This window comes from Pseudoalteromonas sp. T1lg76, assembly GCF_002964725.1.
Classification (GTDB): Bacteria; Pseudomonadota; Gammaproteobacteria; order Enterobacterales; family Alteromonadaceae; genus Pseudoalteromonas.
This window is the reverse complement of record NZ_PQCE01000003.1, coordinates 62,737-81,668: the sequence shown is the minus strand read 5'-3', so window position 1 is coordinate 81,668 and position 18,932 is coordinate 62,737. Positions and strand designations below refer to the sequence as shown.

Sequence of the window (18,932 nt, the reverse complement as noted above, 5' to 3'; positions counted from 1 at the left end):
AAGGGTCTGGCGATTGCCGCTGCTGCGCTCTTTATTCAGCTATTCCGTCTTATCCTTAAACTCGCACAAATCTTCAATAATACCGCTGCCACAGTGCGGTTTACGCGTCACACAGGTGTAACGGCCATGGAGAATAAGCCAGTGGTGCATATCGGCCTTAAACTCTTTGGGCACCAGTTTTTCTAGCTTTTGCTCAACCGCCACCACGTCTTTGCCCATGGCGAACTTGGTACGGTTTGAAACGCAAAGATATGGGTTTCCATGGCTATGGTCGGCCAGCAAAAAAGGATAAAAAGGGTAGATGTAAAAGTATGTTTAACTATCGATAGCTGTTCTGTGCCAATAGCGAAAGGTAAGTTTAGTCTGTGATAATAGGTCGGTATAACTTTAAAACATAAAACGAGAATATGTGAACCTTTCACTGAGCCCACGCGTAAACTAAGGTTACTAAGTATATCTACCAGCACTTATACAGGGTAACCAAATGAAAAATATTAAAAGCTTACTTTTGGCCTTGCTAATACAACTGCCCCTCTTTAATACAGCAATAGCACAAGACAACAAACCCGCTTTAGTGCCTTTACCCTCGGTAGATGACTTTACCCGAGGGGAAGATGGGTGGGCGTTAGGACTCGGGTTAGGTGTTGAATATGAGTCTGCGTACGAAGGGTCAGACGAATTTGGATTTGAAATCCAACCTGCTGGTGCTGTGCAGTGGCGAGACGGTAACCACATATATTACTTTGCAGGAGAAGCACTTGGTTGGCGAAGTCTTGTTGCTGAAAACTGGCTGCTAGATGCCTCGGTTGGTTTTGATGAAGGACGAGAAGAAGGTGACTCGGATGATGGTAGACTTGACGGTCTTGGTGACCAAGATGAAAGCTTTGAACTAGTGTTTCAAGCACGCCGCTCATTCACCTCCGACTGGCGATATTGGTTAGTAGGCCGTGTGGTGGCAAGTGATGAGGGAAGTTTAGGTTTATTTGGCGTGGGTCGCCGCTTTGGGGAGCAAGTTGATGGCACGGGTTCAGAGATTAATTTGGTTGTAGTTGTTCATGACAGCGATTACGCTAACAAAGGTTTTGGTATAGATGCAAAACAATCGGCTGCATCAGGCCTGGCAGAAACCAACCTAAGCGGAGGAATACGTTCGGTTGGTGTTGATTATAATTACCGACATAATATCAATAAGCACTGGCAGATATATGGTGAAGCACTTTTTGAATACTATAGTAGTGAAGTTAAAGATAGCCCAATCGCTCGCAATAATTATGAAGCTGAGGTAGGTCTAAGTGTCATTTACACGTTTTAGCCAGCTCAAGCTTGGGACGTATCACTAAAAGCAGCCTATGGTCACTCGGTCTTATCCTTAAATTCACATAGGTCTTCGATAATACAGCTGCCACAGCGCGGTTTACGCGCCACACAGGTGTAACGGCCATGGAGAATAAGCCAGTGGTGCACATCGACCTTAAACTCTTTGGGCACCACTTTTTCCAGCTTTTGTTCAACCGCTACCACGTCTTTGCCCATGGCAAATTTAGTGCGATTAGAGACGCGGAAGATATGGGTATCGACGGCTATGGTTGGCCAGCCGAAAGCTGTATTAAGGACCACGTTAGCGGTTTTTCTGCCTACGCCTGGAAGGGCTTCTAAGGCCTCGCGATTTTCCGGTACTTCGCCGCCATGCTGCTCCACCAGAATTTGGCACATCTTGTAGACGTTATTGGCTTTGGAGTTAAACAGGCCGATGGTTTTAATGGCTTCGCGCAGCTCTTCGAGGCCTAAATCAAGAATCGCTTGAGGCGTATTTGCACGCGGAAAAAGCTTGCGGGTGGCTTTGTTAACGCCCACGTCCGTAGCCTGCGCAGACAAGGTAACGGCAACCAGCAGCTCAAACGGCGAGCTGTATTCAAGTTCGGTTTCCGGGTGCGGATTGGCTTCGCGTAAGCGCTCTAAAATCAGGCGGCGTTTTTCTTTATTCATTTTCTGCCCTTGTTATTTTTATACAGTTTCGCGTGGACGCTAGTCTAAGCTGGTAACCCGAGCCCGTGGCCCTTTTACCTGCTCGGCATCCGGTGCCAGTTGCTTTGCCTTTAATTGCGCGTCAATGAGGTTTTTAGCGGCAATTAGTAAGCCCAAACCGATAAAGGCACCGGGCGGCAAAATAGCCAGTAAAAATTGATTATCAAAATGAATGATGTCCAGGCGCAGGCTTTGAGCCCAAGGGCCAAGGAGTAAATCGGCACCGTCAAACAAGGTGCCTTGGCCAATCAATTCGCGCATGGCGCCCAATACGCAAAGAATAAGGGCAAAGCCAAAACCCATCATCAAGCCATCCCAGGCGCTGAGCAGGGGGCTATTTTTTGAGGCGAATGCCTCGGCGCGACCAATAATGGCGCAGTTGGTCACGATCAAGGGAATAAAAATACCCAGTGATTGATACAGGCCGAAGGTAAAGGCATTCATCAGCAATTGAATAATGGTTACAAAGGCGGCAATGATCATCACAAATACGGGAATACGTATGTCTTTAGGCACCCAGTTACGTACCAGGGACACGGTGACATTCGAGCCCACCAAGACCAGCAGGGTGGCAAGGCCAAGGCCTAGGGCATTGGTGATGGTGCTGCTCACCGCCAGCAACGGGCACAGGCCAAGCAGCTGAACCAGGGCCGGGTTATTGGCCCAGACACCGTCTTTAAAAAGGGTTTTGAAATCGCTCATTATGACTCTCCCGGGTTGCAGCTATTCTCTGCCTGGGCCAGGGTATTGAAATTACGCTGCGCATAGATCACGGTATTTTTTACCGCACCGACCACGGCGCGCGGGGTTATGGTGGCCCCGGTAAACTGATCAAAGGTGCCGCCGTCTTTTTTCACCGCCCAGCGTCTGTCATCCTGGCTGCGCACCTGTTGGGTGCTAAAGCTGTTGATCCACTCGCTGCGTTTGGCTTCTATCTTATCGCCAAGGCCGGGCGTTTCGTTGTGTTTGGTAACCCGCACGCCCGCTACCGTACCGTCGGGGTAGATGGCGCTGAGCAGCTCGATATTGCCGCTGTAGCCATTCGGTGCCGTGCTTTGCATCACCAAGGCCACCACCTCGCCTTGCTGTCGGGCCCGGTAGACGGTATAGCTAGGCTGTGGGCCCAGCTCCTGGCTGCTTATCTGAGTGCAATCCAGATACAATTCGTTGTCATAGGCAGACTCGGGAAGTACTTGATGCAGCAGCCCCTGTAGCTGTTTTTTCTCTTGAATGGCAATTTTAGGTGCGGTGAATTGCTGGACCAGGGTCACAGCACCTGTGGTGAGCAGCGCAAAGGCGGTCAAAATGGCGCCATTTTTTCCCATAGATGAGAGGATCATGATTTTGCTCCATGGCCATAGGTGCGCGGTTGGGTGTAATGGTCAATCAGCGGCACTGCCATATTCATCAGTAACACGGCAAAAGCCACCGCATCCGGGTAGCCACCGAAACTGCGGATCAGGTAAACGATCACGCCAATGGCGGCGCCATAAATCAGGCGGCCACGATTGGTAGTAGATGCCGATACCGGATCCGTGGCGATAAAGAAGGCGCCCAGCATGGTGGCGCCACTGAGTAAGTGGAATGCTAAGCCGGGCTGATTGCCTGAATCGAAGATATAGCCGATGCTGGCACACAGGGATAAGGCTGCGAGCATGGCCACGGGAATATGCCAATTGATCACCCGCTGTTGCAGTAAAAATAAGCCACCAAGTAAATAAGCGGCGTTAACCCATTGCCAACCCAAGCCGGCGGTCTCGGTAAAAACAGGCTTTGTCATGCTCTCGGCCACGGTCAAACCATGGCTGACATCGGTGCGCAGGGTATCCAAGGGGGTGGCCATGGTAATGCCATCGACGTTGGAGCGCAGTTGCTCCAAACTGTATCCAGATTGGCTATAGTTGCTGAAAATCATACTTAGCTCATCGAGCAAACCAACCTGATGATGCATCAATTCTGCCGGCGGTAACCAAGAGGTCATTTGCACAGGGAAAGACACCAGCAGCAAGACATAGCCCGCCATAGCCGGGTTAAATAGGTTGCCACCCAAGCCACCATAAAGCTGTTTAACAAAGACGATGGCGAAGAAAGTGCCGATCACTATCACCCACCAGGGCGCCAAGGGAGGAATACTTACCGCCAATAACAGTCCGGTCAACCAGGCGCTGCCGTCTTGCAGGGTGTGCCAAATTTTACGGCCGCGCAAATACAGCACACCGGCTTCAAACAGGGTGACACACACCAGGGCCAATGCCAGCTGGATCAGCACCCCAGCGCCGAAAAAGTAGCACTGCGCCAATATTCCCGGCACCGCAGCCAGGGCCACTAACATCATCACACTCGTGAGCGATTTATGGCTGTGCTTATAAGGTGAACTCATCATATTGAGATTCATGATGGATCCTCTTGATCTGGTTTATTTTGGGCATCGCGCGCCGCTTTTTTCGCTTTGGCACGAGCTATGGCTGCCGCAACCGCCGCTTTCTTTTTATCTTCCGCCGAAGATTGCGCATCAAGGGCTTTCGCTCCTTCGTTAGGCTTGTCCTGAGTAGCTTCGCCTTGAGCAGTCTCGGCTTTAGCGGCGTCTGCAGCTTGGGCCGCTTTTTTCGCTTTGGCGCGAGCTATGGCTGCCGCAACCGCCGCTTTCTTTTTATCTTCCGCCGAAGATTGCGCATCAAAGGCTGTCGCTTCTTCGTTAGGCTTGTCCTGAGTAGCTTCGCCCTGAGCAGTCTCGGTTTTAGCGGCGTCTGCAGCCTGGGCCGCTTTCTTCGCTTTGGCACGAGCTATGGCAGCGGCGACGGCGGCTTTCTTTTTATCTTCCTCGGACTGTGGTGCTGTGGCCGAGTTTGCGTCATCGTTTGTCTCTACCTGTGCTTCATCGGCTTCGGCTGCCTGTGCGGCCTTTTTCGCTTTAGCACGGGCAATTGCGGCGGCTACTGCAGCCTTCTTATCGTCTTGTGCCGGTGCGTCAGCATCTTCGGCTTGCGCCGCTTTTTTCGCTTTGGCGCGAGCTATGGCAGCGGCTACCGCGGCTTTTTTATCGTCCTGCGCTGGCGCCTCAGTTTCTGCAGCCTGGGCTGCTTTTTTCGCTTTGGCACGAGCTATGGCAGCGGCTACCGCGGCTTTTTTATCGTCCGCTGCGTCCGGCTCGGTAGTATCCGCTTGTTGCTTTTGCTCTTTATACAAGCGTGCCTGCTCTTTACGGGCGGCGCGCTCCTGCGCTACTTCGCTGTTGTCCGGTTCAAGCTGTTCGCCAGCCTTTTTCGCTTTAGCACGGGCAATGGCGGCGGCGACCTTGTCTTTGTCAGCGCCTTTATCGGCTTGCTTGCTTTTAACCCGAGCCAGGGCTTCGGCCACCTTTTCTTTGCTTTGCGTGTCTTGCTCTTTGCTGCGACTAGGACGCTTATGGCGATTGCGACGTTCTTCTTGTTCGCGTTCTAAGCGCTCCTTACGGGCTTCAAAGCGCTCCTTGGCACGGTCCGATTTAATTTGTTCAATCTGCTGTTCGCGAATTTCCGCTTTGGCCACGCGATAATACTGCACCAGTGGGATTTCGCTGGGGCAGACATAGGCGCAGGCACCGCATTCGATACAGTCGAATAGCTTGTGCTCTTCGAGCTTTTTGTATTCCTTGGTCTTGGCGAACCATTGCAACTGTTGCGGCAACAAGGAAGCCGGGCAGGCATCGGCGCAGGCGCTACAGCGAATGCAGGCACGCTCTTCACCCGGGAATGGCATCTCGGCTTCACTTGGCGCCAGGATACAGTTTGTGGTTTTCACCACGGGAATACGTACCGTGGGCAGGGTAAAGCCCATCATGGGGCCGCCCATAATCACCCTTTGCATCGGCTCCGGAGTAAAGTCTTGTTGCGCCAATAGGTGTTTGACCTCGGTTCCCAGCAAGGCCCAAACATTGCGCTGCTCGGCCAGGGTGTCACCGGTAACTGTGACCACACGCTCAATCAGTGGCTTACCCAGCTCAACCGCCTGTTGCACCGCGTACATGGTACCTATGTTTTGCACCAGCACGCCAATATCGGCGGGAATGCCGCCGGCGGGCACTTCTTTTGACGTTAGGATCTGGATCAGCTGTTTTTCCCCGCCGGATGGGTACTTGGTGGGGATGGCGCGCACCTGCATATCTTCAATGCTGGCACAGGCTTGCTCCATGGCCGCTATTGCCTTGGGCTTATCGTCTTCGATAGCGATCAGGGTGATCTTGGGCTGTAACAGATGGCGCAGTACTTCAATACCGCGCACGATTTCGTCGCTGTGCGCCTGCATCAGCACATCATCGGCGCTGATATAGGGTTCGCACTCGGCGCCGTTGATGATCAGCACCTCGATTTGCTGCTTGGTCGAAGCCTTAATATAGGTTGGGAAGCCTGCGCCACCCATGCCGGAAATACCGGCAAAATGCAGTATGTCGATTAAACGCTCGGCAGTCAGCTCGCGGTAATTAGGGTGGGGCACTAGCTCGCACCAACGGTCTTCGCCATCGGGCTCAATAATAATGCTGAGCTCCGGCAATGCCGACGGGTGTGCCGAGGGCATAGGAGTAATATCGACGATTCGCCCAGAGGTTGGCGCATGCACGGGCACCGACCAGTTGGCATGAGGCTTGGTTAATGCCTGGCCTTTAAGCACCTGCTCATGGACATTCACCAGCAGGTGTCCTTGCGCCCCTATATGCTGTTTTACCGGCAGCACCAGGCGCGGCGGCAGCGGCAGAATATGGATAGGCAACGAATTTGACTGGCTTTTGTTTACCGCCGGGTGAACGCCACCTGGGCTTGGCCAAAGTTGTCCGCGACTAATACGAGCTAATAAAGAGTCCAACACTGCACCTCTTAATCAATTTGTGTCACGGGGATGGCTTGCAACTGCCATTTCCACGTCTGTTTGGTTTGCGCTACCGGCACCATGTCGATGCAATCCACCGGGCAGGGGTCGACACATAAGTCACAGCCGGTACATTCATCAATCAGTACCGTGTGCATTTGTCGCGTGGCACCAACTATGGCGTCGACCGGGCAAGCCTGAATACATTTGGTGCAGCCGATACATTCGTCTTCGCGAATATAGGCCACTTTCTTCTCTGGTTCGGCCTGTTCGCCACCTGCGAGCGGGGTCGCTTCAACGCCCATAAGGTCGGCTAATTTTTTAACCGTGGCTTCACCACCGGGCGGGCACTTGTTGACATCATCGCCATTGGCGATGGCTTCGGCATAGGGACGACAGCCTGGATAACCGCACTGACCACACTGGGTCTGTGGCAAAATGGCATCGATTTGCTCGACTATGGGGTCGCTTTCAACGCGAAAACGCACCGCGGCAAAACCTAGGATGACGCCGAAGATTAACGCTAGGATACCCAGGGCACAGAGGGCGTAAAATAAAATCATCATTAAAACTTAACTAATCCGCTAAAGCCCATAAAGGCCATAGACATTAACCCAGCGGTGACCATGGCAATGGCCGCGCCTTTAAAGGGCACAGGCACATCGGCACCGGCTAAGCGCTCGCGCATTGCCGCAAACAGCACCAAGACCAAGGAGAAGCCCACCGCGGCACCGAAGCCGTAAACGGCCGACTCGACAAAACTATGCTGCTCTTTGATATTTAACAAGGCGACACCTAGCACCGCACAGTTGGTGGTGATGAGCGGCAAGAAGATACCCAGTAAGCGGTATAGTGTGGGTGACGTTTTCTGCACCACCATTTCGGTAAATTGCACCACCACGGCGATCACCAAGATAAAGCTCATGGTACGCAAAAAGGTCAGCTCAAGAGGCAGCAGAATATATTGATTTACCAGGTAACTAGTGACGGACGCTAGGGTCAGTACAAAGGTGGTGGCCAGTGACATGCCGACGGCGGTATCCAGTTTGCTGGACACGCCCATAAAGGGGCATAAACCCAAAAATTGTACTAATACGAAATTGTTGACCAACACGGTACTGACAAGCAGTAAGAGATATTCCGTCATAGGCACCCAAGAAGCTGAAAAGAACCGAACTATTATCCTTATTTCTCGGCCATTTCACAACCATTGCGATGGTCAATAGGCGAGGATGGTCAATCGCGAGAGAGTGGCGGCCGAGACCGCCATGTTCGTGCTTAGGCGGTTTTGGCGTCGGAGCTGCCGCGGATCACCAGGCTTGGGGTGAAGATACGAGTGATGTCTTTATCCTGATTGCGTGCGCCTCGGGTTTTACTGAACAAGAGTCGTGCCGCATGCTGGGAGATCTCGTCATTATTCTGATGAGCCGTGGTCAACTTGGGCCAGGTTTGTTTGGAAAAGGGTGAGTCCTCAAAGCCGGTGATAGCCAGTTCGCCAGGGATGGCAATATTCATCAGGCGCGCGGCAAACAAGGCGCCAGCGGCGATTTCATCGTTACCGCCCATCACGGCTGTGATGCCAAGGGCATTGTCGTTTTTGAGCAGCTCCTTGGCACCCTTTACGCCAGATTCAAAAGAATAGTCGCCGCGGTAGAGCAGGGCTTCGCTGGCCTGAATCTGATTGTCTGCCAGAGCTCGTTGATAGCCGGCCAAACGCTCGGTGGTGGACTTGTGTCCCTGATCACCGCAAATAAAGGCGATGTTCTTATGGCCAAGCTGCAACAGGTGAGAGGTGATCTCGTAGGCCGCCGCATAGTCGTTAACATAAATGCAAGCGCTGTTGTCCTTGTTATCACCACGACCTGAGAGAATGCGCACATAATGCATATTCATTTCATCGAGTTCATCGATAAGGTCTTGTTGTTCCGACAAAGGCGGGGTGAGCACCAGTCCGGCAATACGGGAGCGGCGGATCATGGTTTTCAGTTCGGTTCTCATATCGCTGTCGGCGTAGCTGCAGGGATGGATCACCAGCTCATAGCCTTCCTGGCGGCAGCGCGACAAAACACCGTTTTGCATGTCGATTACATAGTAGGCGTTAGGGTTATCGTAAACTAAACCTATGGCGTAGGAGGAAGTACCGGCCAGGTTGCGGGCGGCCAGGTTGGGCTGGTAATTGAGTTCTTTTACCGCGGCCATGACCTGGTCATGGGTTTTTTTGCGCACCGAAGGCTCGTTATTGATTACCCGCGAAACCGTTTTCATTGACACCCCGGCCAGTTTCGCAACGTCATTTATGGTTACTTTCATGAGCGTTTCTTATTATTTTGGCAGCGCTTGGCGGTGCCCGTATTTGTTATCTAATTAGCGTCTCTAATTAGTGACCTAGATGGTACTGTACACAGCAGAGAATCGAGTAAAGCTTAGGCCTATTCGCTTCCTAGTTTTGCCAGTTCCCACTCGCTGTTTCCAAAGAAAAATGACTGTAGGTCAAGTTTTCATTGAGTGTATCTAAAGTTATAAATAATTAGCAGGAATAATTTTAATTTTTCCTAATGATACCGGTGTCAAGGACGAAAATATGCGCTATGATCCGCCCATAAAATTTCAAATAAGCAATTTGACAGCGTTGTCATTTTAACTTAACGTTTACCGAAAATGGCAATTTTAAACGCAAGATTAGTGGGTTTGTCCTCGTACTTTCACAAAAATAAAGAAAAATGTGGTGATAGTGAGTGAATTCGCGCGCAACGGTCGCGAGTCTATTAATCTAGTTGGAAAGGTAAGGAATTAACAATGGTAGCAAGTCGTTCACAATTAACGAGCTGGCAAACGCTTCAAAAGCAGGCCCAAGGGTTAAAAAACACCCACTTAAAACACCTGTTTGCCGCGGACGCAAGCCGCTTCGATAAGTTGTCATTGGCTATTCCCGGAGTGCTGTTTGATTATTCCAAACAACTGATAGATGTACAGGTACGCGACACCCTGGTTGAGCTGGCGGAGCAATGCGACCTGGCTCAGTGGCGCGACAAGATGTTTGCCGGTTACAGGATCAATTTTACCGAGCAACGCGCGGTCTTGCATACGGCACTGCGTAACCCAGGCACTCAGGCTATTAATCTTGATGGCGTCAATGTTGTTGAACAGGTACACAAGGAATTGGCGAAAGTAGCCGCTTTTGTTGACAAGGTGCGCAGTGGTCAATGGCGCGGTTATAGCGATAAAGCCATTCGTGATGTCGTCAGTATTGGTGTGGGCGGTTCTAATCTTGGCCCGCAAATGGCGACAGAAGCATTGGCAAGCTATGCCGATGATACCCTCAACATACATTATGTTTCCAATGTTGATGGGGTGCAGATAGCTCAGGTATTAAAGCAACTCAACCCAGAAACTACCTTGTTTGTGGTGTCGTCGAAAACCTTTACCACCTCGGAGACCATGACCAACGCCGCCACCGCGGTACGCTGGTTAAAAGAGGCGGCCAAAAATGATGGCGCCGTGGCCAAGCATTTTGTTGCCGTGAGCACCAATTTGCAAAAAACTGCAGCCTTTGGCATTGCTGATGAAAACGTATTCACTATGTGGGACTGGGTTGGTGGTCGCTTTTCGATGTGGAGTGCGATAGGTTTGCCTATAGCCCTGTATCTTGGCTTTGACGCCTTTAGTGAATTGCTGGCCGGCGCCTTTGAAATCGATGAGCATTTCCGCGAGGCCCCGTTAAACGCCAATATCCCGGTGCTTATGGGCTTGTTGAGCGTTTGGAATACCAGCTTTTTAGATCATAGAGCCCTGGCTATTTTGCCTTACGATCAAGCCCTGCATATGTTGCCTGCCTACTTGCAGCAAGGGGAAATGGAAAGTAATGGTAAGGCGGTAAATTTTGCCGGTGACCCCGTGCCTTATACCACGGTGCCGCTGATCTGGGGGATGACGGGCATTAATGGTCAGCATGCCTTTTACCAGTATCTACACCAAGGCACGACTATAGTGCCGGCGGACTTTATTGCGTCGGTCGAGCCGCAGACCGAGGTTGATGGCCATCATGATGTTTTGATGTCGAACTTCTTCGCTCAAAGTGAGGCCATGATGAACGGGGTTGACGCCGAGCAGGTGCGTGCTGATTTGCTGCAAAAGGGTGTCAGTGAGCAACAAATAGAAGAGTTGATCCCTCATAAGCTGCATCCGGGAAATCGGCCAACAACCTCTATTATTTTAGATAAGTTGGATGCGCGAGCGCTGGGGCGCTTAATCGCCTTGTATGAGCATAAGATTTTTGTGCAGGGGATCATCTTACAGATTTGCTCCTTCGATCAATGGGGCGTCGAACTTGGCAAGGGACTGGCAAAGAATATCGAGTCGGAACTGCGGGCGCAGAGTGTTGGGGAGCACGATAGCTCAACGCAGGGACTGATGGCGTATTATCTGAATAAACGCCGATAACAGATTTAGCTGCATCGTCAGCAAAGCCGAGTAGCGCTTATCCCATGATGGGACGGCTTACAGAATACCTTTGAACGGGTAGCGCTGGAGTCTTTGGGGCCTGTATTTTTGTGAGAGGAATTACAGTGACCCTAAAGCTCATTTATTCCCAAGCTCCGGTCGCTAGTTGTCTAGGATCGGAGCTTTGCCTTTTTCGCCGCTAAGAATTCGTCTGGCGTTAATGGCTAGACGCACCCTTGGGTGCGCACCAACATCAGGGTCACAGGCCGTGGGCTTGTTATAATTCCCAATAAGAACAACGAATATGCCCTATACAGGCTCGGCATTGCTGGCTTGTCGGAACACACAGTAAACAGGTAGAGAGTAAATCATGCTAAATCCTTTTGATATCATAATCTTTGGTGGTGGTGGCGACCTTGCTTTGCGCAAGCTGCTACCGGCCATGTATCGCGCTTATCAGGAAGGGAACCTGCCACAAGGAACGCGGATCTTACCTAGCGTACGCAGCGTAGAACAGCGTGACGAATACATTGAAACTGCTCACCTCGCTTTAAAAGAGCACCTGAGCCAGGGCGAATACAATAACAAAGACTGGCAGGCTTTTGCCAACTACCTGGTACCCGTGCTGATCAATGTAACCGAGGCCGATGAGCATTGGGATGAGTTGAACAGCATTCTGAATGAGCATGATGAAGATAAATCGCGTGTTTTCTATCTTTCTCTGCCGCCAGCCGTTTACGGTACCTGCTGTGAAATTTTATCCACCAAGGGTCTTATCACCGACACCTCGCGTGTGGTCGTGGAAAAACCAATCGGCTATTGTGGTGAGTCTGCCGAGCAGATCAATGGGAAAATCGCGCAATACTTTAGCGAAGAGCAAGTTTTCCGTATCGACCATTACCTGGGTAAAGAAACGGTGCAAAACCTGATGGCGCTGCGTTTCTCTAACTCAGTATTTGAGAACCTGTGGGATGCCAAGACCATAGATAATATTCAAATCAGCATTTCCGAGACAGTAGGTCTGGAGAGCCGCGCTGGCTTCTATGACAAGGCCGGGGCGCTGCGCGATATGATACAAAACCACTTGTTGCAGTTGCTGTGCCTAGTGGCCATGGAGTCACCGCATAAGCTCAATGCCAACTCCATTCGCACCGAAAAATTAAAAGTGCTTGAGGCCCTGCGCCCGCTGGTGGCCGAGCAGGTCGATGACAATATCGTTCGTGGCCAGTATGTGCCCGGCGATCTTGGCGGCAAAATAGTCCCGGGCTATCTTGAAGAGCTCGCGGACGGCCCAAGCAATACCGAAACCTTTGTCGCCATTAGGGCGCATATTGATAACTGGCGTTGGGCGGGTGTGCCATTCTATCTGCGCACCGGTAAGCGCATGAAAAAACGTTGTGCCGAAATCGTGGTTGAGTATAAGCCAGTTTCTCATAATGTTTATGATGAGAGTGTTGGCCCCATTCAGCCTAACCGTTTGGTGATCCGTTTACAGCCGGAAGAGAGCATTCAATTAACCCTGATGTCAAAGCGTTTGGACAATCTTGAGATGCAACTTGAGCCGGTGACCTTGAACATTGAATTATCCGAGTCTTATGGCTCAGGTTTCCACTCCGATGCCTACAAGCGCTTGATGCTCGATGCTGCGGCCAATAATCCAGCTCTGTTCATTCACCGTGACGAAGTACGTCAAGCCTGGCAGTGGATCGACCCTATTATTGAGCGCTGGCAGGAAAAAGGCGCGCCGGCTTTATACCGTGCCGGTACTTGGGGCCCAGTCGATGCCGATGAACTGCTGGCCGAAACTAATCACCGTTGGTTCAACACAGGAGAGGGTGCATAATGGCGACCATCACAGAGCATTTTTTTGACTCAAAAGAGCAAATGACACAGGCCCTGGCAGCTTCGCTGGCGGAGCGTTTAACCAGCGCTTTAACTGAGCGTCAACGTGCGTCTTTAATGGTATCCGGCGGCTCTTCACCGGCACCGGCCTATAAATATCTGTCGGGCCTGGATATTGCCTGGGACAAGGTTGATGTGGCCATGGTTGACGAGCGTTGGGTTGATGCCGACCATGATAAGAGCAACGAAAGCTTTATTATCAGCACCTTGTTGCAGGATAAGGCGGCAAGCGCCAACTTTATTACTATGAAAAACAGCGCTGAAACCGCCGAGACCGGGGTTGAGCAGTGTGAGCAAATGTATGCACAGATCCAGCGTCCGTTCGATGTCACCATCTTGGGCATGGGTCCGGATGGCCATACCGCATCTTTATTTCCTCTCGCCGAAGGTTTAGAAACAGGCTTATCTTCACAGCAATTAGTGTGTGCGATTAATGCCATCGAAAGCGAAGTGACCGGTGCTATCACCGAGCGTATGACTCTTACCCTTCATGCTATCGCCCAAGCGCGAGTGGTTAAGTTGTTGATCAGCGGCGAGGAAAAACTGGCTGTCTACAAAGAAGCCAAAGCAGGTGGTGATGTGCAGGCGATGCCTTTGCGCGCTGTGTTACAGCATCCAGACATCAAACTGGAAGTATACTGGGCTCCGTAAATAATTCCCCATAAGGCTTGGCCTTTAAAATACAGAAAACGCAGCTTAGGCTGCGTTTTTTATGGCCATAGGTTTACCTATTTCATTTCGATATCCTTTTGTGATCAGCTCTTGTAACCGCGTATTAACTTTCACTTATCGCGTACTTTACTCTTGCTCTAGTATTTGTGTTATATTCGCCGCGATTCAATCCAACAAACCCCTAATGGCTCATAGTTAAATCAAATAAAATCAGTTTGTTACAGTTTGATTAGTGCTTTTTTTAAACTAAAAAGACAAAAAATGTAGCGAATTTGTAATTTTGAGTGTAAGGTTTGTTACTAGATGACAGCGTTGTCATCATCACTGGGCAGAAGTGATTTGATAATCAATAAAATGATTCAAGAATAATTAAAGGGGAATCCTGTGTTAGCTAAAAATTTTAAGAAAAGCTTATTAGCAGTGAACGTTACTCTCGCGCTCGGCGCCGGTTTTTCTGGTGTAGCCGTGGCGGCCGATACACAAACGCAAGTAAAAGAAGATGTTGAAGTAATTGAAGTTCGCGGTATTCGTCGCTCGCTTGCGGCGGCCATGAACACCAAGCGTTTCGCCAATTCGGTTGTCGATGCCGTATCTGCAGAAGATATTGGTAAATTTCCAGATAGCGATGTGGGTGAAGCCCTGGGTCGTATTTCTGGTATCTCGGTAAACCGCCAGTTTGGCCAGGGTCAACAGGTGTCTATTCGCGGTGCGTCGGCGCAGCTGACTCGCACCTTACTTAATGGTCACTCGGTGGCATCAACAGGTTGGTATGATCAGCAGTCAATCGACCGCAGCTTTAACTACACCTTGTTACCACCTGAGCTGGTTGGCGGCATTGAAGTAAGTAAGTCTTCACAAGCAGATACAGTAGAAGGCGGCATCGGCGGCACGGTGAACGTGAAAACACGCAAGCCGCTGGACTTGGATGCCAACACCATTTTCGGTGGCATCAAGGCGGACTATGGCACTATTTCCGAAGAGACGGATCCGGATGTATCGGGTCTTTATTCGTGGAAAAACGACAACGAAGACTTTGGCTTCCTAGTAGCCGCAGCCTATTCGGAAACCAGCTATCAGCGTAACGGTATCGAATCTCTAGTTGGCTGGGGTGAGATAGTTCCTACTACCTTCCAGCAAGAGCGTGAGCGCACCGCAATCAATGCCGCTTTCCAGTATCGTCCAAGCGATGCCCTTGAATTAGGCTTAAATATCATGAGCCTGGAACTTGAAGCAAACAACGCCAACACTTCGCTGTTCGCCGTATTCCCGGATGACAAAGCCGCGGCCTGTGAGCAAACCAATGCTTCGGGTACCTGTACTTTCTATCGTCGTAGTGCCGATGATACCAACCCAGGCTGGGCGCAAACCTGGGCCCGTGCAGGTTCAATGACTTCGGACACGGTTGATTTTGACTTTAAATATGTGGCCGACAACTTCGAAGTAACCGGCCGTATCGGTAATACCCAGTCGGACGGTGGTACCAACCTGACTTCAAACTATGGTTTCTGGTTGGGCACTCCGGCAGATTTCGCGGGCACCTATGATACTACCGGGGATGTGATCAAGATAGATATCGCCAATAAAGAGTTTGATGCCAGCGACTTTAACGGCGAGCTGTCGCCGGCAGGTTGGTCACTGAAGAAACAACCCAACTCGGACGAAGAAACCTATGCCCAGGTGGATTTCACCTTCCCGGTAGATTTTGGTGCCATTACCGCTATTAAAACAGGTGTGCGCTGGGCTGATCATGAGGTTAAGCAGCTGACCTATTCGGCAAACCTAATTGATAATATCGCCGCTAAGAGCGCCGATCACTATTACTCAGGCACGGTTTCATCGGGCGCAGGTTTTACCCTGCCAGAGCCAAACCTGGATGCCATGATCACTGACGGTTACGCGGCAATTGCCAGCTTTGATAATACCTCTGACGTTTATCGCTCTGGTTACGGCACCATAAAGGAAGAAAACCTGGCGCTTTACCTGATGGCCGACTTTGAAGCCGAAGGGATGCGCGGTAATATCGGTGTGCGTTATGTGTCTACCGATGCCGAGTCTGACTACTATGATCTCGATGCCATGGGCAATTATGCGGATACTCTGAGCACCGACAAGGCGGACTATGATGAAGTCTTGCCGAGTGTGAACATTGCCTTTGACCTAAGCGAAGACGTGATCTTACGCGTGTCGGCGGCCCAGGTTATGTCACGCGCTAACTACGCAGATATGTTCTCAGCTTCCACTTTGGCCGGTTACAACGACGGTACCTCGGTAACGAAGTGCTGAAAAAAGGTAATATCGGTCTTGAGCCATTCAAGGCAACTCAGGCGGACTTTGGTATCGAGTACTATTTCGATAACGACGCCATGTTCAGCGCCACTTACTTTATCAAGGATATCTCTAGCTTTACTAAAACCGATCAAGTGCTTAACCAGGGCATAGGTATTGTTGATAATGATTCGGGCGTAGATAACTGGACCATAGCCACCATGGGCACAGGTAGCGGCGGTGAAATTCAAGGTCTTGAGCTGCAATTGCAAGACGGCTTTGACAATGGTTTCGGTTACCAGGTGAACTACACCTTAGTAGATTCATCGGCACCGGCGGAAAACTTCCCGGATCGTGTATCCGTGTTTACCGATTCATCGGATCACACGGTTAATTTGGTTGGTTACTATGAGACAGACGACTTTAACGTGCGCCTTGCCTATAACTGGCGCTCTGAGTACATGATCCGTGAGTTGCCTGGTTTCTATGGCAACCGTGAGCACCAGGACTATGGCACTTTGGATTTAAGCGCCAAGTACTCGGTGACCGACAGCCTGGATGTGACCTTTGAAGCCGTGAACCTGACCGAAGAAGACAGTGTACAAATCGGTGTAGCCGAAGGCGATGCTCAGGTAGTACCTGAGTTGAAAGACGGCTACCCGGCGTGGTTCTTCGAAGGCGAAGCTCGCTATAAGCTTGGTTTACAGTTCCGATTCTAATACCAATTCTGTTAAGTATGTGAGCAGATATAGCGCTGGATAAATGATGTGATAACAAGGCGGGATTTTTTCTTATGTAGTTATTCTACATAGAAAAATTCCAACGCTGTGAGCATGATATTTAGCCCGCTAGAATGATTAGCTATTTAAGTGAATTGGTATAATTAAGCTGTGCGCTACAGCAAAAAGCCAGTGTTTGAGCACTGGCTTTTTTTATGCCCTTAATTTGCGGCGTTTTAAACAAGTCTAACCAAGGGCTAGGGCATTACCGAACCGCCAAAATAGGGGGAAAAGGGTACATCAAACTTTAATGTATTTTCACTTTCTTTTTGTCAACAAAACCGATAGCCTTAGGCCACAACAAGTAATAAATACGTAAATAGTATGGAGCAGTATCATGGCGGAACAACAAGTACAGCCTTTGCATAACGAAAAGCATGCCAACACAAAAATTAAACCTGGCCTTAACATCGAATTTTTAAAAACTCAGCATTTAGTGCCGGTAGTGGCGCACGAGTTTGGTCGTATCGCCAATGAATTCCCACTGGCGTTCGTAAAAAACAATGAGTCTGGTAAATTCCAAGCGGTTGCCTTATTCGGTCTTGAGCCGGGCGAAAACCTGTTTATCAAAGATGACCAATGGCAGGCAGCTTTTGCCCCGCTAGCGGTTACTCGCTACCCACTAGGTCTGGTTAAGCACCCAGAGCAAGAGCAATACGGTGTGGTTATCGATGAAGCCAGCCCGCTAGTTGGCGAAGAAGAAGGCAATGCCCTATTCGAAAACGGTGAAGAGACGGAATACCTTAAGCGTCGTAAAGAAGCTTTGGTTTCTTTTATCGAGTTCAGCGGTGTAACCGATGCCTTCACTCAGTACCTTGCCGATAAAGAACTACTGGTAGCACAAACGCTAACCGTTGATATCAAGGGCGAGAAAAAAGACATCACGGGTATCCACCTGATTGATGAGAAGAAGTTGCAAGAGCTTAGCGATGAGGACTTCCTTGAGCTACGTAAGCGCGGTTACCTGGCGCCTATCTACTCTTTCTTAACCTCGACTCATCAGGTTGGTCGCCTAGCTCGTTTGAAAGCTGAGCGCGATGCATAAGTAAATCGTTTAACAACGAACATAAGAGCCCGGAAATAACCGGGCTTTTTTATGCCCGGCTGGTTACTAATTCGGCTGTTAACCATGTTGGACGAAAGTTTTACCTTTTTATCCTTGAGTAACACTCGTCCTTGTGAAAAAATTTGAGTTTATTTTATGACCCCAATAACGCAGACACGAGGATATGATTATGCGCATTATCTTATTAGGCGCACCCGGTGCTGGTAAAGGCACGCAAGCTCAGTTTTTAATGGACAAGTACGGCATTCCACAGATTTCTACCGGTGACATGCTACGTGCTGCTATTAAAGAAGGCACGCCGCTTGGTTTAGAAGCGAAGAAAGTGATGGATGCGGGCCAACTTGTGTCTGACGATATTATCATTGGTCTGGTTAAAGAGCGTGTAGCTAAAGCCGACTGTGAAAACGGCTTCCTACTTGACGGTTTCCCGCGCACTATTCCACAAGCCGATGCCATGAAAGAAAACGGCATTGCCGTTGATCATGTTATCGAGTTTGATGTTGCCGACGAAGTGATCGTTGAGCGCATGGGCGGTCGTCGCGTACACCCAGGCTCTGGCCGTGTTTACCACGTAGTTTACAACCCGCCTAAGGTGGAAGGTAAAGACGACGTGACCGGTGAAGACCTAATCATCCGTGATGACGACACCGAAGAAACGGTACGTAAGCGTCTGGCTATTTACCACGACCAAACCAAGCCTTTGGTTGATTACTACCAAGGTGAAGCCGATGCGGGCAACACTCAGTACCACAAGCTAAATGGTACTCAGGCGGTTGAAACCGTAAGTCAGCAACTAGCTGAATTACTAGGTTAAGCGCCGAAAAAACAAAAACCGCCGTCAGGCGGTTTTTTGATCCTAGCGCTGCTTTTATCGGTATAATCAGTATCCTAGGGTCTGTTTATCTTTGCGGTTTACTTTATGTTCAATCTAAACGCATTCT

General features: G+C 50.1%; 14 protein-coding genes and 2 pseudogenes. 7 read left to right on the top strand and 9 right to left on the bottom strand.

All coding sequences use genetic code 11. The annotated features are described in order from the left end of the window. Window positions 1-39: 39 nt before the first annotated feature. Window positions 40-284: pseudogene (locus C2M35_RS00935) on the bottom strand (endonuclease III); the annotation flags it as partial. A 200-nt stretch (window positions 285-484) separates the two neighbouring features. Here C2M35_RS00935 and C2M35_RS00930 point away from each other — a divergent pair. Beyond that, on the top strand, window positions 485-1,312 hold the full coding sequence (locus C2M35_RS00930; RefSeq protein ID WP_105264413.1) for a MipA/OmpV family protein: 828 nt from the start codon (window positions 485-487) through the stop codon (window positions 1,310-1,312). Between the two features lie 41 nt (window positions 1,313-1,353). Here the strand turns inward: C2M35_RS00930 and nth are convergent, their stop codons facing one another. The 8 genes from nth to C2M35_RS00890 all read right to left on the bottom strand — a co-directional run bounded on the left by nth (window position 1,354) and on the right by C2M35_RS00890 (window position 9,177). Then, window positions 1,354-1,986 carry an endonuclease III gene (nth, locus tag C2M35_RS00925; RefSeq protein WP_105200619.1) on the bottom strand — a complete coding sequence of 211 codons (633 nt, stop codon included), beginning with the start codon at window positions 1,984-1,986 and terminating at the stop codon, window positions 1,354-1,356. A gap of 39 nt (window positions 1,987-2,025) precedes the next feature. Then, the gene (locus C2M35_RS00920) at window positions 2,026-2,727 is read right to left on the bottom strand and encodes an electron transport complex subunit E (RefSeq protein ID WP_105200618.1); all 702 of its coding nucleotides are present in this window, start codon (window positions 2,725-2,727) and stop codon (window positions 2,026-2,028) included. Then, complete coding sequence (rsxG, locus tag C2M35_RS00915; protein WP_105264412.1) at window positions 2,727-3,365, bottom strand: electron transport complex subunit RsxG; 639 nt, start codon at window positions 3,363-3,365, stop codon at window positions 2,727-2,729. The genes C2M35_RS00920 and rsxG overlap by 1 nt, the downstream gene beginning before the upstream one ends. Continuing rightward, complete coding sequence (gene rsxD / locus C2M35_RS00910; RefSeq protein ID WP_105200616.1) at window positions 3,362-4,420, bottom strand: electron transport complex subunit RsxD; 1,059 nt, start codon at window positions 4,418-4,420, stop codon at window positions 3,362-3,364. Before rsxD ends, rsxG begins: the two co-directional genes overlap by 4 nt. Next, entirely contained in the window at window positions 4,417-6,864 is a 2,448-nt protein-coding gene (rsxC, locus tag C2M35_RS00905) for an electron transport complex subunit RsxC (protein WP_105264416.1), read from the bottom strand. The genes rsxD and rsxC overlap by 4 nt, the downstream gene beginning before the upstream one ends. A gap of 11 nt (window positions 6,865-6,875) precedes the next feature. After that, a complete protein-coding gene (gene rsxB / locus C2M35_RS00900; protein ID WP_105200851.1) occupies window positions 6,876-7,430 on the bottom strand; it encodes an electron transport complex subunit RsxB in 555 nt (184 codons plus the stop codon). A 2-nt stretch (window positions 7,431-7,432) separates the two neighbouring features. Next, a complete protein-coding gene (gene rsxA / locus C2M35_RS00895) occupies window positions 7,433-8,014 on the bottom strand; it encodes an electron transport complex subunit RsxA (protein WP_105190380.1) in 582 nt (193 codons plus the stop codon). Between the two features lie 131 nt (window positions 8,015-8,145). Continuing rightward, entirely contained in the window at window positions 8,146-9,177 is a 1,032-nt protein-coding gene (locus C2M35_RS00890) for a LacI family DNA-binding transcriptional regulator (protein WP_105264411.1), read from the bottom strand. 486 nt (window positions 9,178-9,663) lie between these two features. Here C2M35_RS00890 and pgi point away from each other — a divergent pair, with 486 nt between their 5' ends. From pgi to adk, 6 genes and pseudogenes are all read left to right on the top strand, one after another. Beyond that, on the top strand, window positions 9,664-11,307 hold the full coding sequence (pgi, locus tag C2M35_RS00885) for a glucose-6-phosphate isomerase (RefSeq protein ID WP_105264410.1): 1,644 nt from the start codon (window positions 9,664-9,666) through the stop codon (window positions 11,305-11,307). A gap of 370 nt (window positions 11,308-11,677) precedes the next feature. Continuing rightward, on the top strand, window positions 11,678-13,150 hold the full coding sequence (gene zwf, locus C2M35_RS00880; RefSeq protein ID WP_105264409.1) for a glucose-6-phosphate dehydrogenase: 1,473 nt from the start codon (window positions 11,678-11,680) through the stop codon (window positions 13,148-13,150). Then, window positions 13,150-13,860, top strand: coding sequence for a 6-phosphogluconolactonase (gene pgl / locus C2M35_RS00875; RefSeq protein ID WP_105264408.1), 711 nt, complete (start codon window positions 13,150-13,152; stop codon window positions 13,858-13,860). The genes zwf and pgl overlap by 1 nt, the downstream gene beginning before the upstream one ends. Window positions 13,861-14,265: 405 nt before the next feature. Then, window positions 14,266-16,865 (top strand): annotated as a pseudogene (locus C2M35_RS00870) (TonB-dependent receptor). Window positions 16,866-17,262: 397 nt separating this feature from the next. Beyond that, window positions 17,263-17,970, top strand: coding sequence for a SapC family protein (locus C2M35_RS00865; protein ID WP_105200610.1), 708 nt, complete (start codon window positions 17,263-17,265; stop codon window positions 17,968-17,970). Between the two features lie 190 nt (window positions 17,971-18,160). After that, window positions 18,161-18,805, top strand: coding sequence for an adenylate kinase (adk, locus tag C2M35_RS00860; protein WP_105215662.1), 645 nt, complete (start codon window positions 18,161-18,163; stop codon window positions 18,803-18,805). The last annotated feature ends 127 nt before the right edge of the window (window positions 18,806-18,932 follow it).